Annotated in this window: 16 protein-coding genes and 1 tRNA gene; 2 read left to right on the top strand and 15 right to left on the bottom strand. The window is 57.9% G+C overall.

Features of this window, described 5'->3' with window-relative positions; all coding sequences use genetic code 11:
- Positions 1-16: 16 nt before the first annotated feature.
- The 8 genes from PMI29_RS22880 to PMI29_RS22915 form a co-directional block, all read right to left on the bottom strand.
- The gene (locus PMI29_RS22880) at positions 17-1324 is read right to left on the bottom strand and encodes a tyrosine-type recombinase/integrase (protein ID WP_007995352.1); all 1308 of its coding nucleotides are present in this window, start codon (positions 1322-1324) and stop codon (positions 17-19) included.
- 172 nt (positions 1325-1496) lie between these two features.
- Positions 1497-1572 (bottom strand) — tRNA-Thr (locus tag PMI29_RS22885).
- 78 nt (positions 1573-1650) lie between these two features.
- A complete protein-coding gene (locus tag PMI29_RS22890) occupies positions 1651-2475 on the bottom strand; it encodes an FkbM family methyltransferase (RefSeq protein ID WP_007995350.1) in 825 nt (274 codons plus the stop codon).
- 343 nt (positions 2476-2818) lie between these two features.
- A complete protein-coding gene (locus PMI29_RS22895) occupies positions 2819-4048 on the bottom strand; it encodes a methyltransferase (RefSeq protein WP_033052109.1) in 1230 nt (409 codons plus the stop codon).
- The gene (locus tag PMI29_RS22900; protein ID WP_007972788.1) at positions 4029-4718 is read right to left on the bottom strand and encodes an ABC transporter permease; all 690 of its coding nucleotides are present in this window, start codon (positions 4716-4718) and stop codon (positions 4029-4031) included. The genes PMI29_RS22895 and PMI29_RS22900 overlap by 20 nt, the downstream gene beginning before the upstream one ends.
- The gene (locus PMI29_RS22905) at positions 4715-5410 is read right to left on the bottom strand and encodes an ABC transporter permease (RefSeq protein ID WP_007995346.1); all 696 of its coding nucleotides are present in this window, start codon (positions 5408-5410) and stop codon (positions 4715-4717) included. Before PMI29_RS22905 ends, PMI29_RS22900 begins: the two co-directional genes overlap by 4 nt.
- Positions 5411-5487: 77 nt before the next feature.
- Positions 5488-6234, bottom strand: coding sequence for an ABC transporter substrate-binding protein (locus PMI29_RS22910; RefSeq protein WP_007983246.1), 747 nt, complete (start codon positions 6232-6234; stop codon positions 5488-5490).
- 13 nt (positions 6235-6247) lie between these two features.
- Positions 6248-7021 (bottom strand): ABC transporter ATP-binding protein, encoded by a 774-nt coding sequence (locus tag PMI29_RS22915; RefSeq protein ID WP_007972784.1) that lies wholly within the window; start codon positions 7019-7021, stop codon positions 6248-6250.
- Positions 7022-7585: 564 nt separating this feature from the next.
- On the opposite strand from PMI29_RS22915, the gene gabP reads away from it, so the two are divergent.
- Positions 7586-8977: a GABA permease gene (gene gabP, locus PMI29_RS22920; RefSeq protein WP_007995344.1), complete on the top strand. Its 1392-nt coding sequence runs from the start codon at positions 7586-7588 to the stop codon at positions 8975-8977.
- Positions 8978-9054: 77 nt separating this feature from the next.
- Here the strand turns inward: gabP and vapC are convergent, their stop codons facing one another.
- From vapC to PMI29_RS22950, 6 genes are all read right to left on the bottom strand, one after another.
- Positions 9055-9462: a type II toxin-antitoxin system tRNA(fMet)-specific endonuclease VapC gene (gene vapC, locus PMI29_RS22925; protein WP_007995343.1), complete on the bottom strand. Its 408-nt coding sequence runs from the start codon at positions 9460-9462 to the stop codon at positions 9055-9057.
- Positions 9462-9692, bottom strand: coding sequence for a type II toxin-antitoxin system VapB family antitoxin (vapB, locus tag PMI29_RS22930; protein ID WP_007983252.1), 231 nt, complete (start codon positions 9690-9692; stop codon positions 9462-9464). The genes vapC and vapB overlap by 1 nt, the downstream gene beginning before the upstream one ends.
- 170 nt (positions 9693-9862) lie before the next feature.
- Positions 9863-10318, bottom strand: a complete 456-nt coding sequence (locus PMI29_RS22935) for a hypothetical protein (RefSeq protein WP_007995341.1) — start codon at positions 10316-10318, stop codon at positions 9863-9865.
- 6 nt (positions 10319-10324) lie between these two features.
- Complete coding sequence (locus PMI29_RS22940; protein ID WP_007995339.1) at positions 10325-10741, bottom strand: hypothetical protein; 417 nt, start codon at positions 10739-10741, stop codon at positions 10325-10327.
- Positions 10742-10768: 27 nt separating this feature from the next.
- Positions 10769-11752: an alpha/beta hydrolase family protein gene (locus PMI29_RS22945; RefSeq protein ID WP_007995338.1), complete on the bottom strand. Its 984-nt coding sequence runs from the start codon at positions 11750-11752 to the stop codon at positions 10769-10771.
- Between the two features lie 68 nt (positions 11753-11820).
- A complete protein-coding gene (locus PMI29_RS22950; RefSeq protein WP_007995336.1) occupies positions 11821-12879 on the bottom strand; it encodes a PDDEXK nuclease domain-containing protein in 1059 nt (352 codons plus the stop codon).
- Positions 12880-13133: 254 nt separating this feature from the next.
- Between PMI29_RS22950 and PMI29_RS22955 the strand changes: the two genes are divergently transcribed.
- Entirely contained in the window at positions 13134-13583 is a 450-nt protein-coding gene (locus PMI29_RS22955) for a hypothetical protein (protein WP_007995334.1), read from the top strand.
- A 30-nt stretch (positions 13584-13613) separates the two neighbouring features.
- Here PMI29_RS22955 and PMI29_RS22960 read toward each other — a convergent pair whose 3' ends face one another.
- A complete protein-coding gene (locus PMI29_RS22960; RefSeq protein ID WP_007995333.1) occupies positions 13614-14420 on the bottom strand; it encodes a TSUP family transporter in 807 nt (268 codons plus the stop codon).
- Between the last annotated feature and the right edge of the window lie 222 nt (positions 14421-14642).

Genomic DNA, 14642 nt, shown 5'->3' with positions numbered 1-14642 from the left:
TAAGGCATGGAGGTGTCTACGAAACCCGGGGCGATTCAACGTTCGCCCCGGTCTGGTTCGCGAATTCGTGTGGAGTGACATGCTCCTGCCGGTTGGCCTCCAGGTACCGGCTCCACCAGTTCATGATCAGCCTGCGCTCCTCGATGAACTCTGCTTTGTGGATGTAAGCGGCGCGGACGTTGTTGCGTTCCTTGTGGCTCATCTGCCTTTCAATGGCTGTCTCCGACCACAATCCTGACTCGATCAGTGCGCTGCAGGCCATCGAACGAAACCCATGCCCGCAGATATCGGTTTTGGTGTCGTATCCCATGGTCCGTAGCGCGTTGTTCACGGTATTTTCGGACATGGGCTTCCAGGGTTTGGCATCACCTGCGAAGACCAATGCGAATTTGCCTGTGAGTGCATGGATTTTTTCGAGTAGCGCCACTGCTTGCGGCGATAAGGGTACTAAATGGATATCCCCTGCCATCTTCGTACCCCTTGTGGAAAAGGGTACTCCCTCCAACGCGGGTCGAGTGTCCGGTATCTCCCAGGTGCCGCGCTTGAGGTCGAACTCGCTCCAGCGCGCGAAACGCAGCTCGCTGGATCGAACAAACACATGCAGCGACAGCATCACTGTCAGACGGGTAAGTGCCCGGCCTTTATAGGTGTCGATCCGCTCCTGCAGTTCCGGCAGTCGCGATAAGGGTAGAGCGGGGCGATGTACCACCCGCGGGGCTTTGATCGAGCCTTCGAGATCGTAAGCAGGGTTTATGGTGATAAGCCGGAGGCGCTTTGCCTCGCGCATGATGCTCTGCAGGTAGTTTTGTACCCTTAAAGCAACGTCTATCGTTCCGCGCTTTTTGATCGCTTCCAAGGGCTGCATAAGGTCATGGGTGTCGAGATCAACAATGGCGCGTGCGCCGATCAGCGGAAATACGTGAGTTTTTAGGCGGCTCATCACTGTCTTGGAATGGCCTGGTGCCCACTTGGCCGACATTTCCGTGTGCCAGTCCAGCGCAACGCTTTCAAAGGTTCTGCCTTTGATCACAGCTTCCGCCTTGGCTTGGTGCTTGCTCTCTATGGGATCAATGCCATCCGCCAGCATTCGCTTGACCTCCAAGCGCTTGCGGCGAGCATCGGCGAGGCCAATGACGGGGTAGTTGCCGAACGAGGTCAGTCCTTCGCGTCCGTCAGGTTTGATGTAACGGAGCCGCCAGCCTTTGCGGCCATTGGGTTGGACTAGGAGGTAGAGGCCATCGCCGTCGAAAAGCTTGTAGGCGCGGTCTGTAGGTTTTGCCAAGCGGCAAGCTGCGTCGGAGAGCGGGGCTGTGGTGCGCGACATAAGGGTACTCCCTTTTATCGAAGTGACCTGTACCCCAAACTCTACCCTTAAAACGGTTGGAATCCACCAGTTTCTGACGGAAACCGATGGAACGCCAAAACGAAAAAACCCGCCAGAAGGCGGGTTTTTCGGGGGGTCCAGAGACTTTGAAAGCTTTCTATGGAACCTTGTATGGTGCCGGCACCAGGAATCGAACCCGGGACCTACTGATTACAAGTCAGTTGCTCTACCATCTGAGCTATACCGGCGTGTCAGGGCGACGATTATAGCGATTGGATTGGTTCTGTAAACCCCTGAATTTTGACTATTTTTACGCGGGCTTCGGGTCAGGCGCGCATCAGGGTTTTCTTGAGTTTCTGAATGGCTTTCCAGGTTCGACTGTTTTGCATCGCGCGCAGTTGTGCTTCAGCCTGTTCGGCGCGTTGCAGGGCGGCGGCGAGCTGGTTTTCGGCATCGCCGATGGGGTGGCTGAAGTTGTGGCCTTTGCAGAACTGGAATTCGTCCAGGTTGCACGGCGGGATGTCGAAGGCGGGTTTGAGGTTCAGGTGTTCTTCGGCGAGGTAGTAGGTGTTGATGCCGTCGAACAGGATGGAGTGGTAGCCGGCGTCGGTGACGAGGGTTTCCCAGGTTTGGTCGCGCTCCCACGGGGTTTCGATGAGGATGACCCATGGCCGCCACTGGGTGAAGTCCATGCCGCGCAGGACGGTTTCTTCGTGGCCTTCGACATCGATTTTCAGGAAGTGGATGTCGCGGCCCCGGGCGTGTTCTTCGCAAATGGACGTCAGGGTACGCGATTGGACGGTTTGGCTGCGCACGTCCATACCGGCGTCTTTGTGCATCTGCGCCATGGCCGGGTCGACGGTCGAGAGGCCGGTATTGGCGATGCCGTAGAAGGTCAGGCTGTCGGCGTTTTCGCCGGCCACACATTGCAGATTGGTGTCTTTGGGGCGTTGCTGGCACAGGGCTTCGTAGTAGTTGGGCATCGGTTCGACGTTGATGCCGGTCCAGCCGTTGTCGTAGAACGCCTTGGTGACTGAGTCATGGGTAGGATCGTTTGCCCCGACGTCGACGTAGAAGCCGTTCTCGACGATTTTGAGGGCGCGCCACAGGCGTATGTCTTCGAAATTCTGTGCGTAGGAAATGAACGTCACTGGCGCATCCTGTCGTAAGAATGTTCTTGTTCGTGGCCGCGCTGCTGGCGCCCTTGCGTGTGTGTATAACAAGAGTAATGAATCGGTGCAATTTCCCCCGTCTGCGGTCCGGGATTAGGCATTTATGTCGTTTTCATTAAATGCTTATGCACAATGCAGTTGGCAGCGCACTGGGTTTAGGTCGAATTTGTGGATCCGTTCTCATTTGTCCGCAAATACCTGTTTTTTCGATTTTTTATGCAGGTGTACAAAAAATGAACAGCGTGATTTTAGCCCTGAAACAGGCGTGGATCTTGGATCCACGATAATTTCATCAACAGAGTTATCCACAAGCTGGGTGTATTTAAGTGCGTTCAGCCAGGAGCAGGAAATTACGCGGGGTGAGTGGGGTTTCGCAAAAGGTGCCGACGCGGACACTGTAGCCCTGCTCGGTGAGGAAAAGTGCCCGGTCAAGGACCAGCCAAAGCTCCAGCGGACGTCGGAACAGTCCACGTAATAGCTCAAGGTTGCGCACCTCGGCCAGTCGCTGCCAACCGGCAGCTTCGAGGGCTGGCCAATCTTGCGGGTCGATTGTGGATAACTCTTTAAGTGCGGCCAGGTGATGGCAGTAATCGGCGAAGGATTTGTCCAGCCAGGCGCTGGGGAGGGAAGGGGTTGGCAGGTACTCGTCAATGCCGCGCAGTTGCCGTTGCAGCAAGTCGAAGCCCAGGCGTCGGGCCATGGAGGTGTCACGTTGACGTCGCACGCGGGCACCGGCGGTAACGGTTTCACTCATGGGCAACGCGAGGTCGTCGAGGGAAAGCTGTAGGCCGGAGCTTTGGGCGGCTGAGGAAATCGGTGAGTAGTCGGCCAGACTGATCCGGTTGTAGCAACATGGCGCAATGGCGAGTTGTTTGCAGCCTGTCGCGCTGGCAAGTTGAATCAGCCGCACATGCAAATCACCGCAGGCGTGAAGCGCTACGGGTGTGTGATTCGCACTCAGTAAAGAAGCTGCGTCTGCCGCGAGTACATCCTGTTCGATATGCAGCGCATGCAGGTGATGGCGTTGGCTGAGTGCCTGGCCGCTGGTTACCAGTGCCGGGTCGTATTCCAGGCAAGTCAGTTGTTGCCCCGGTTGCAGCAGGCGGCGCCCCAGATGTCCCTTGCCTGAGCACCAGTCCAGCCAATGCTGCGGAGCCTCGGAAAACTGCAATCGACTGGCGAAGGCTTCAATCTGCTGCCATTTACGCCCCGGCACATCGACGTTCAATCGATGGCCGGCCGCTTCGAGTGTGCGCGCAGGCAACTCATCCACGGCACTCAAGGCAACGGACATCCTTGCCAAGGAAGCAAAGGGCTCCGGTGCATTCAGGAGGGCGGGTTGGTTATGAGCGTTTTCCGCGTCTTCCAGCGACCGCTCGCGTAGCCATGCGGCCAGCTCCGTGTAGGACGCTTCCCAGGGAAGCTGCAGATGAGTGAATGGCCGGGGTTTCCACAGTGCCTGATGCTCTGTCAGAAAAGCATCCAGCGCGGTGAAGCGGGCGAGCAGGGCCTCGCCCGTCAACACGCCAACCTCAACGCCCTTGGCAGGCATCGACGCGCAACCAGCGCTCCAGCAGCTTGAAGCCGCGCACCAGCACATAGGCCATCACCAGGTAGAACATGCCCGCGGCGAAGAAGATCTCCACCGGCAGGTAGGTCCGGGCAATGATGGTGCGAGCCATGCCGGTCAGTTCCAGCAACGTCACGGTGCTGGCCAGGGCACTGGCCTTGAGCATCAGGATCACTTCGTTGCTGTAGGCCGGTAGGCCGATGCGCGCGGCACGGGGCAGCATGATGAAGAACAGCGCCTTGGGTCTGGACATGCCCAGTGCTCGCGCCGCTTCGATCTCGCCCGGTGGAATCGCCTGGATGGCACCGCGCAGGATCTCGGCGATATAGGCCGCGGTATGCAGGGTCATGGTCGCCGTGGCGCACCAGAACGGATCGCGCAGGTACGGCCACATCGAGCTGTTACGGATCACGTCGAACTGCGCCAGGCCGTAGTAGACCAGGAACAGTTGAACCAGCAGCGGCGTACCCCGGAAAAAGAAGATGTAGCCGTAGGGAAATGCCCGTACCCACCACAGGCGCGACGAGCGGGCGATGCCCAGTGGAATCGCCAGCAGCAAACCGGCGATCACGGCAATGGCCACCAGTTCCAGGGTCAGGGTCGCGCCCTGGGCCAGTTTTGGCAGCCACTTGATGATGACTTCCCAGTTCATTGGGTGCTCCTCGCGAAGCCGCGAGCGGCACGTTTTTCCAGGTAGTGCATGCCAGTCATCGCCAGTACCGTCAGGCCCAGGTACATGAATGCGGCCACCATATAGAAGGTGAACGGCTGTTTGGAGACGGTCACGCCGATTTGCGCGTGACGCATGATTTCTTCCAGGCCGATCACCGACACCAGCGCGGTGTCTTTCATCAGGATCATGAACAGGTTGCCGAGACCCGGAAGGGCGATGCGCCACATCTGCGGCATGATCAGCCGGGTGAAGATGCGCCATTTCGACAGGCCCAGGGCCACGCCGGCTTCACGATGGCCTTTGGGAATGGCGAGGATCGCGCCGCGAAACACTTCCGTGGCGTAGGCGCCGAAGCACAGGCCCAGCGCGATCACGCCAGCGGCGAAGGCGTTGAGTTCAAGGTCGGGGTTGCCGAAGAACTCGCCCAGGGCACGCATCAGGTTGACCGTGCCGAAGTAGATCAACAGCACCCAGAGCAATTCCGGGATGCCGCGAACCAGGGTCGAATAAGTGCCGCCAAGCCATTGCAGCGGCTTGTACGGGGAAGTCTTGGCCAAGGCGCCGAGCAGACCGAGCACCAGCCCCAGGCACAGGGCCGAGAGTGCCAGTTTCACAGTCATCAGCGCGCCAGCGGCGAGCGCCGGGCCGAATCCGTAGAGGTCGATAGTCATGGATTTCTTTTCAAATCGCGGCAGGCAAGGCCGAGAACCGGCGCCGCCAAAGGACGGTGCCGGTCAGGCAGTCAGGATCAATAGATGCTGAACGGGAAGTACTTGTCGTTGATTTTCTTGTAGGTGCCGTCAGCAACGATTTCTTTCAGGGCAGCGTTCAGCTTCTCGCGGATCGGGTCCTTCTTGCGCACGGCAATACCGATCTTGTCGCTTTCTTCCACTGGGTCGCCCTTGAACTCGTAGCCACGGCCGGCGTCGCTTTTCAGCCACTCGTAGTTGACGTACTTGTCGGCCAGGATGCCGTCCAGACGGCCGGAAGTCAGGTCGAGATAGGCGTTTTCCTGGGTGTCGTAGAGTTTGACTTCAACGCCCGGCATGTTGTCTTCCATGAAGGTGCCTGCCAGGGTCGAGCGCTGGGCGCCGATCACTTTGCCTTTCAAGGAGTCCTTGTCGGTCTTGAAGTCGACGTCTTTCTTGGCGATGAATTGCAGCTTGTTGGAATAGTACGGGTCGGTGAAGTCCACCGCTTGCTTGCGCTCGTCGGTGATCGACATCGAGGAAATCAGGAAGTCGAACTTCTTGGCGTTGAGGGCCGGGATGATGCCGTCCCAGTCGGAGGTCACGACGGAGCACTCGACTTTCATCTTGGCGCACAGGGCGTCGCCGATCTCTTTGTCGAAGCCGACGACATTGCCACTGGCATCTTTATTGTTGAACGGCGGGTAAGCCGCTTCGATGCCCATCTTCAGGGTTTCGGCCATGGCACCGGCGCTGAACGCCAGGGTGACGGCGGCAGCCAGGAAGACCTTTTTGTAGTTCTGCATGTGGGTAGCTCCGTTAGCGGTTGCTGGACATGAATTGTTTGCAGCGTGCCGAAAGCGGGTTTTCAAACACCTGCTGTGGCGATCCTTGCTCTTCTACCAGGCCCTGGTGGAGGAACACCACTTCGCTGGAGACCTGACGGGCGAAGCCCATTTCGTGGGTCACGAGCAGCATGGTGCGGCCTTCTTCGGCCAGTGCGCGGATGACATTAAGTACTTCCTGGACCATTTCCGGGTCAAGCGCGGAGGTGGGCTCATCGAACAGGATGACCTTGGGCTGCATGGCCAGGGTGCGGGCGATGGCCGCGCGTTGTTGCTGACCACCGGACAGTTGCGCGGGGTAGGCGTGGCGCTTGTCGGCGATGCCGACCTTGGCCAGCAGGGCTTCGGCGACTTCAATGGCCTCGGCCTTGCTCTGGCCGAGCACGCGGCGCGGGGCTTCGATGATGTTGTCGAGCACGCTCATGTGCGGCCACAGGTTAAAGTTTTGAAACACAAAACCGATTTCGCTGCGCAGACGATTGATCTGCTTGCCGTCGGCGGCAACCAGTTCGCCATTCTTTGCGGCTTTGAGCTTGAGTTCTTCCCCGGCAACCAGGATCTGACCCTGATGCGGGTTTTCCAGCAGGTTGATGCAGCGCAGGAACGTGGACTTGCCGGAGCCGGAAGAACCCAGGATCGAGATCACGTCGCCGTCGCGGGCGGTCAGCGAGATGCCTTTGAGCACCTCCAGCGAACCGTAGCGTTTGTGCAAGTTGCGGATTTCAAGCGCGGGCGTGGCCTCAGCCATGTGCGTTCCTCATATATGTTGCGCTCCTGCTGTTGGCGGCTTTCCTGACGAGGCGGCCAACCTAGCATAGCGTTTCAATGGCAGCCAACAGCGCTACGGACGGTAAACGGCTGGCGTGTGGCAGGTTGTCGCATCGGCGCAGCAGACTGTCGCCCCATCAACAACCGAACAGCCGTTTGAACCTTGCTCGTCGATAAAAAGCGCGGCGGCTGTCGCAAAAAAAGGCGCGATGTTGCCAGCTTTGACGGGGTGTTGGAAGCGCTATCCGGCCAAATGCACAGGTTGTGCACTTTTAATGTGCACAGGGCCATTTTCAGGTGTGTTTCCGGTGCGTTGATTTGTCACGCAAAGTGGGTCGCAGGGTAACGTTCTGGCGAAGTGCCATTAAATTCAATGGGTTGCGATGACCGTCCGGTCAAAGCGAGATCGCCGGGCTAGAGGGATTTGAAACATTTTGGCGCAATTATTGCGTGCAGAATCCAGAACGCCCCGTTGGCTTCTTTTTACGAGAAGGATCGCCGAACGGGATGCATGCATTCGCTTCTCCTTACAAAGGTAGTTTTAATGAGCAGTACCCAAAGCTCTAATGGCCTCGAACAGGGGCTCAAACCGCGCCACGTGACCATGCTGTCGATTGCCGGGGTTATCGGCGCCGGCTTGTTCGTCGGCTCGGGTCACGCCATCGCCGCTGCAGGTCCGGCTGTTCTGTTGGCTTACGCCGCCGCCGGCATGTTGGTGGTGTTGGTGATGCGCATGCTCGGCGAAATGGCCGTTGCCTCGCCGGACACAGGTTCGTTCTCGACTTACGCCGACCGCGCGATCGGTCACTGGGCCGGTTTCACCATCGGCTGGCTCTACTGGTGGTTCTGGGTGCTCGTCATCCCGCTGGAGGCCAACGCCGCCGCGACCATCCTGCATGCCTGGTTCCCTGGCGTGGACATCTGGGCCTTCGCCCTGGTGATCACGATGCTGCTGACGGTGACCAACCTGTTCAGCGTCAAGAACTATGGTGAGTTCGAATTCTGGTTCGCCCTGATCAAAGTCCTGGCGATCATCGGTTTCATCATTCTCGGCGTAGCGGCGATCTTCGGCTTCCTGCCGAACAGCCAGGTCAGCGGCGTTTCGCACTTGTTCGACACCCAGGGCTTCCTGCCAAACGGCATGGGCGCAGTACTGGGCGCGATCCTGACTACCATGTTCTCCTTCATGGGCACCGAGATCGTGACCATCGCGGCCGCGGAATCGAAAAACCCTGGCAAGCAAATCTCCAAGGCCACCAACTCGGTGATCTGGCGGATTGGTTTGTTCTACCTCGTATCGATCTTCATCGTTGTAGCGCTGGTGCCATGGAACGACCCGGTACTGGCGAGCCTGGGCTCCTACCAGACCGTGCTTGAGCGCATGGGCATCCCGAATGCCAAGATCATCGTCGACATCGTGGTACTGGTTGCAGTGACCAGCTGCCTGAACTCGGCGCTCTACACCTCGTCGCGTATGTTGTTCTCCCTGGGCAAGCGCGGTGATGCACCGGCCATGTCCACGCGCACCAACAAAAGTGGCACGCCTTACTGGGCGGTGATGTTGTCCACTGGCGCAGCGTTCCTGGCAACATTCGCCAACTACGTGGCCCCGGCTGCCGTGTTCGAATTCCTGCTGGCCAGCTCCGGCGCCATCGCATTGCTGGTGTACCTGGTGATTGCGATTTCGCAACTGCGCATGCGCAAGCAGCGTATGGCTCGTGGTGAGAAAATCGTCTTCAGCATGTGGCTGTTCCCTGGCCTGACCTACGCGGTGATCGTCTTCATCGTTGCGGCCCTGACCATCATGCTGTTCCAGGATGCCCATCGTGTGGAAATCCTCGCGACCGGCTTGCTCAGTGCTCTGGTAGTAGCGGCCGGCTTGCTGGTTGCGCGCCGTCGCAAACTGGAAAAACGTGGTTCGGTAGTGCTGAACTGATCCATCCCGCGTAACGCAAAACGGCCGCTGTCAGTGATGACGAGCGGCCGTTTTTGCTTCTATCGATTATTTTGTGTTCATTCCATGTGAACCCAGTCTTCTATACGTAACCCCGGAACGCGCTCAAACTCTCGCAGATTGTTGGTGACCACGATAAATCCGCGTGAGCGTGCGTGCCCGGCAATCATTTGGTCGTACGGGCCTATGGGGGTGCCGGCTTTTGCCAGTTCGGATCGAATCATTCCGGTGTGCGCTGCTGCTTCGTTGTCGAAGGGCAGGACTTCAAGACGGGCAGCGAAGCCCTCGATGACCGCCAGGTTTTTTTCGGGGGCTGCTGACTTTTCCGCTCCGTAGATCAGTTCCATCAGCGTTATCGCACTGATGCACAGCTGGCCGTGATGACGGTTGAACGCCTCCCGTACCGCCTGTGGTTTGTTCTTGATGGTGAAGATGCAGATGTTGGTATCGAGCATGTACTTGATCATCAGAACGACTCACGCTCCTGTTCGGCAGGTTGCTCGCGATCGGTCATGAAGTCTGCAGTGACGCTTTCGCCATCGAACCAACTGTCCCAGGTTTCACCAGCGGGCGTGATGATGCGGGTTCTGCCGACGGCGACGACGTCGACCCGTTTCACATCACTTGGCATGGCCACGGCTTTTGGCAGGCGAACGGCCTGGCTTCGATTGCTCATGAAAAGGGTTGTCTGTTCCATTTGGACCTCCTGCGCCTTTGCTGGTGCGATGAGTCCAAAGGATAGGTTTTGTGTTGGATATGTCAATGGGATATACACGGTGCCTGACGGAAGGAAGGCGCCCAATTCAGAGCAAAAAAACGGCCGCTGTCAGTGATGACAAGCGGCCGTGTTTGTTCAAGCAGCAACACTTACTCGGCTTTTTCTTCCGGCGTTTCCTGCGACTCGCGGTAGGCGTCCAGCGCAGTGCCGAAGTCAGTAATGAACTGCGGCTCGCTCAGCCATGCCTGGGCGGCGTCGCGGTCCATGCCGTCGGCCCACATGCGGTAGTCGATCAGCATGTCGGCGGCCAGGTGGGTGGCGGCCATGCCTTCGTCGTCGGCGTTTTCCATGTCCAGCAGTTCTGGGTGGTCGATGATGATAAAGGCGAGGTTCGTCAGCAGGACCGAGAGCATTTCGCTGCGGCTGACGGCTTCCGCGTCGCGCATTTTGCTGAACATCGCCAGAGTGTATTCCGGGATCGGTTCGGCGAGGTGGCCGAGTTCATCATCGTCCAGTGCGGCGGGTTTCCTGCCGTGGATATTGATCTGCTTGGCTTTGGCTTTTGCACGCTTGGCGCGTTTCTGTTGCTTGTTCAGGGAGGCCATGGGAACTCAGTTCGGTTTCTGTTGGGTTTGCGCGGCAATGGCGTCGGACGCTGCCACGTAGTCGGCCTGGAAGGCCGGAGATTCGATCCACGCCAGGGCGCCGGCTTCGTCTGTTTCGGCCGACCATTGGCGATATTCGATCAGCGCGGCAAGGATGAAGTCCATCGCGCCTTCTTCGCCTTCCTGCTCATACACCAGTTCCAGCAACGGGTCTTCGAGGAAGGCCGTGCACATGGCTTGCTGGCTGATCTTTTCGGCGTCGATCATTTTCTTGAACAGTTCGGTCAGGTCCACCGATTCGAAGTCGATGCGATCGTCGTTCGGGTCCAGTTCCACCGGCGCGGCAGCCCGCTGGGTGCGGTTCTGCTTGGCCTTGGCCTTGGCGCGGGAGGCGCGTTTTTGCTGCTTGTTGGCGGAAGCCATGGGCGTCGTTCCGTATTCATTGAAAGGTCAAAAAGCCTGGTTGCGTGGCACTCGCCGCCCGGGGGTATCGGGGGCCAGTTCGCCGTTTTGCAGCCAAGCCAATGCAATGGGCCATAGTGTGGCTTGGTATGCGCTGCGAAAAAAGGCGAAATGTCCGACTTCTTCTTCGCCGATGTCTTCGGGATGGATACGCAGGTGGGAGTTTGTGCTGCCGGTGAAGTAGCCGAGCAGGCGTTCGATGGCCGGGACCGTGCCGTATGGGTCGTCGCTGATGCTGATGGCCAGGGTTTGCGCGGTGACACCGGCAAAGGGCAGCTGTCCGGTGGTTTTGCTGATTGTGCGGCCACTGGAGCGTTTTTCGTAACGGGCAGTGGAGATGCTCCAGTCACGGACCACGCCGGCGGGCGTGTCTTCCAGCCAGCCGAGACGTTTGCCCGGAAAGTAGCCGTAGATCATCGTCACCAGTGGCATCAGCACATGCCACTTGCCGAACATGCGCCATCGATGGGCCGGCGCATAGTCGCGCCAGTAAGCGAATTGCGCACCGACCGTCACCAGGCGCCGGATCAGGTGCCCGGACGCCCCCAGGCCCGCTGCACAGCCGCCAAAGCTGTGGCCGACCACATCGATAGGCTGCCTTGGGAACTCACGCTGTGCGCGCTTGAGCATCGCCTCGAAATCCAGAGCTCCCCAATCGGTCCATGAAGCCTTGAGACCTTTGAGCGATGCCGGCCGCGACTCGCCAATGCCGCGGTAGTCATAGGTGATGACATCGAAGCCGTGGGCGAACAGGTAGTCGGCGAAGCGCGAGTAATGGCGGCAACGGACCGAAGTGGCGGCATTGATGATCACGACCGGACGAGCGGCGTCCTGGGAAGGATGTCGCCAGGTGAATCCGCCGAGGATGAAGCCGTCCGGGGCGGTTTCCTTGAACGGTTTGCCGGGGGTGGTATCCGGCAGCGGCAACTCGATGCGAGTGGGGGCCAGTGGAGGCGTGTCCTGCAAATTCATCGGCGTCAGACCTTTGCGGGTAGCTGCCAACGATAGTCTTGATGCCGTTGATGAACAATCCATTGGCGTCAACGCAGTGGTTGATTGAGCAGCCGCTCTTCAAGAGCCGCCCGTTCCCGATCCAGTTCATTGCGCAGTTCCTCCTCACTCGGCAGGACATGCCTGTACTTGCTGGCGAACAGTTGCTCGTTTCCTTCGAGCACTGAGTAACGCACCACGGATTCATCCTTTTGCGCACAGAGAATGATGCCGACAGTGGGGCCGTCTTCCACGCCGCGTTTCAGGTCGTCGTACATGCGCACGTACATGTCCATCTGCCCCACATCCTGATGGGTCAGTTCACCGCGCTTGATATCGAAGATGACGAAGCACTTGAGCAAGTAGTTGTAGAACACCAGATCGATGTAGAAGTCTTTGCTGTCGGTACTGATGCGTTGCTGGCGGGCGATGAACGCGAAGCCCTTGCCCAGCTCCAGCAAGAAGCCTTGCAGTTGTTCGATCAGCGCTTGTTCGATCTCGCTTTCCTGAAGCTTGCCGGCATTGGGTAATCCAAGAAACTCCAGTACCACCGGATCACGGATGAAATCCCGAGGGCGGGCTTTCATGTTCTGAATGTTGGTCGCGGCCTCCTGCTTGACGCTGCCGCGATCGCGGCTTGCCAGCAGGCGTTCGTAGTACAACGTATTGATCTGGCGTTCCAGGGCGCGGCTTGACCAGTTTTGGGTGGCTGATTCGTTCATGTACCAGAGACGGGCGCTGTCGTTGCCGACCCGGAGCAGGTGGCGGTAGTGGGTCCAGCTCAATTCGTGACGCAGTGCGTCACGAATTGGAAAGGCTTTATAGAACAGACGCATATACCGCAGGTTGGAAGCGTCAAATCCCTTTCCGAATTCCGCCGTTAGCACTTTGGCCAGAGTCGACAGTAACTCTTTGCCATACCTCGCCCGCCGAGCCCCTTCCTGCTCGAACTCGACAATATGCCGACCAATCTGCCAACAGGTTTGCACTTGAACGGTATCGACCGCCCGTAGCGCCTTCTGACGTGCCTGATGGATCAATTTACCAAGGTTACCAAGTAGTGATGCGAGATATGGGTCGTGAGTGTCGTTGGGTGTGAGGGTCGTCATGAGGTCTTCCGCAGCAGGTTGAACAGCGAAAGAGAATGGCAAGTGAGCACCTTTCGAAGATGCCGGGAGTTACTGAGAAACAGGCAGGAAATGCCGGGTTTGCGGGCAGGACGGGTCTGAATCTGGGCGAGGGTGGAGGAACAAATGGCGTAGTACGTTTCGTACTCAGGTCAAATCAATCTAAAACCCCTCCCTCCGGCTGGAAATCCAAAGGATGTAACGATTGGGTTCTGCAGAGCCCGGGAGTCGTCATCATGAAATACCTCCATTCACTCCTATTGCCCCTCACCGCCGTCGGCGTGCTGATGTTTCCAGCGATGTCGCCCGCCACCAGTCTTGAGCCCATCGACAGCACGGGCGTGCAGGTGCAAAGCCAGGAGCAAAACGGCATCGCCTACCTGTCCGGCGGTATCGGTGAGGATGAGTCCAAGGCCATCCAGCAGACCACTGGTTACAACCTGCACATGACGTTTTCTGTCGGGTCGAGGAATGAATACATTCCTGACGTGACCGTCGTTATTCAGAAAGCCCCGGGGCAAACCGTGCTGACGCTCAATAACGCCGGTCCGCTGGTTTACGTGAAACTGCCTGCCGGTAAGTACACGGTCATTGCAACGCGCAACGGCGAAACACGGCATGACGTTGCAGATGTTGGCAGTGGTGCAGCCCGTAACCTGGTTTTCCACTGGAATGATGCGAGTTAACGAGAGGCTTTAAACCCTGAGTCCTGCGACTCAGGGTTGTTCGTTATTAACACCCGCGTACGCTTGGATGAGTGCAACGCGTAAAGGGTTGGTTTCTACGCTCAGCAGCTTGATGGCCAGGGCGCAGCAGACCACGATCAACATGGGTTTGATCAACCGTGGTCCGACCCGAACAGCGGCCCGTGCACCTAATTGAGCGCCGATGAAGGCCACCAAAGCCATGGCTATGGCTACCGGCCAGATAATCACACCTTTGGTAATGAAGACCGACAGCGAACCGAGATTGCATGAGGCGTTGGCAAGTTTGGTAAAACTCATGGCCCGCATCATGCCCAAGCCGCAGAGCAGTACAAATCCGACAATAAAGAAAGAGCCCACGCCGGGGCCAAATATACCGTCGTAAAAGCCCAGGATCGGCGCCACGGTAAACGAAAAAAGCAGAACACCGATTCTCTTGCGTCGATCTTCACTGGCCAGCTTTGGAGAAAGCGCAAAATAGATGGCTACCAGAATCAGCATGATAGGCACGCAAACCTCCAGATAGCGCTTATCAATAGAGCTGACCAGCAAGGCGCCACTGGCGCCGCCAATAAATCCGCAGATAACCAGGAAGCGGCCTTCGCGCCACTCGATCATGCCTTTGCGAGCAAAGGTTACCGTTGCTGAAACAGTTGCCGAAGCGGCCTGGAACTTGTTCGTGGCAATCGCACTGATCGGATCTACACCTGCCAGGAACAGTGCAGGCAAGGTGATCAAGCCGCCACCACCGGCAATCGCATCAAAAAAACCGGCGCAAAAAGCGACGAGCGCCAACATGCCTACTACATCCCAAGACATTGCATTCTCTCTTTATGGTTATTGGTCATTAATCACATGACTGGTCGTTCAACAGCCTGATCACATAAAAATCAGCCCTGCAGCACTAACGGGTCGTCTGAAACAACGAAAAATTTTGAAAGTCCGAAAATACGTACCAAAGCCTAATGCCGGTCAGTTAAGCAATTTCAGCCGCGACACCCTCTGTAGCAGCTGCCGAGCCCGCGAGGCTGCGTTCGGCTG

Origin of the sequence: Pseudomonas sp. GM49 (genome assembly GCF_000282355.1) — a bacterium.
GTDB lineage: Bacteria > Pseudomonadota > Gammaproteobacteria > Pseudomonadales > Pseudomonadaceae > Aquipseudomonas.
The sequence above is the reverse complement of the archived record's forward strand: the minus strand, read 5'-3'. Positions and strand labels throughout refer to the sequence as shown.

Bases quoted from the DNA above. Each gene is read 5' to 3' on its own strand.
- PMI29_RS22945 (WP_007995338.1), bottom strand. From the start codon at position 11,752: ATGAATTTGCAGGACACGCCTCCACTGGCCCCCACTCGCATCGAGTTG.
- PMI29_RS22935 (WP_007995341.1), bottom strand. From the start codon at position 10,318: ATGGCCTCCCTGAACAAGCAACAGAAACGCGCCAAGCGTGCAAAAGCC.
- gabP (WP_007995344.1), top strand. From the start codon at position 7,586: ATGAGCAGTACCCAAAGCTCTAATGGCCTCGAACAGGGGCTCAAACCG.
- PMI29_RS22880 (WP_007995352.1), bottom strand. From the start codon at position 1,324: ATGTCGCGCACCACAGCCCCGCTCTCCGACGCAGCTTGCCGCTTGGCA.
- PMI29_RS22915 (WP_007972784.1), bottom strand. From the start codon at position 7,021: ATGGCTGAGGCCACGCCCGCGCTTGAAATCCGCAACTTGCACAAACGC.
- vapB (WP_007983252.1), bottom strand. From the start codon at position 9,692: ATGGAACAGACAACCCTTTTCATGAGCAATCGAAGCCAGGCCGTTCGC.
- PMI29_RS22895 (WP_033052109.1), bottom strand. From the start codon at position 4,048: ATGCCTGCCAAGGGCGTTGAGGTTGGCGTGTTGACGGGCGAGGCCCTG.
- PMI29_RS22955 (WP_007995334.1), top strand. From the start codon at position 13,134: ATGAAATACCTCCATTCACTCCTATTGCCCCTCACCGCCGTCGGCGTG.
- PMI29_RS22950 (WP_007995336.1), bottom strand. From the start codon at position 12,879: ATGACGACCCTCACACCCAACGACACTCACGACCCATATCTCGCATCA.
- PMI29_RS22905 (WP_007995346.1), bottom strand. From the start codon at position 5,410: ATGACTATCGACCTCTACGGATTCGGCCCGGCGCTCGCCGCTGGCGCG.
- PMI29_RS22960 (WP_007995333.1), bottom strand. From the start codon at position 14,420: ATGTCTTGGGATGTAGTAGGCATGTTGGCGCTCGTCGCTTTTTGCGCC.
- PMI29_RS22940 (WP_007995339.1), bottom strand. From the start codon at position 10,741: ATGGCTTCCGCCAACAAGCAGCAAAAACGCGCCTCCCGCGCCAAGGCC.
- vapC (WP_007995343.1), bottom strand. From the start codon at position 9,462: ATGATCAAGTACATGCTCGATACCAACATCTGCATCTTCACCATCAAG.
- PMI29_RS22910 (WP_007983246.1), bottom strand. From the start codon at position 6,234: ATGCAGAACTACAAAAAGGTCTTCCTGGCTGCCGCCGTCACCCTGGCG.
- PMI29_RS22900 (WP_007972788.1), bottom strand. From the start codon at position 4,718: ATGAACTGGGAAGTCATCATCAAGTGGCTGCCAAAACTGGCCCAGGGC.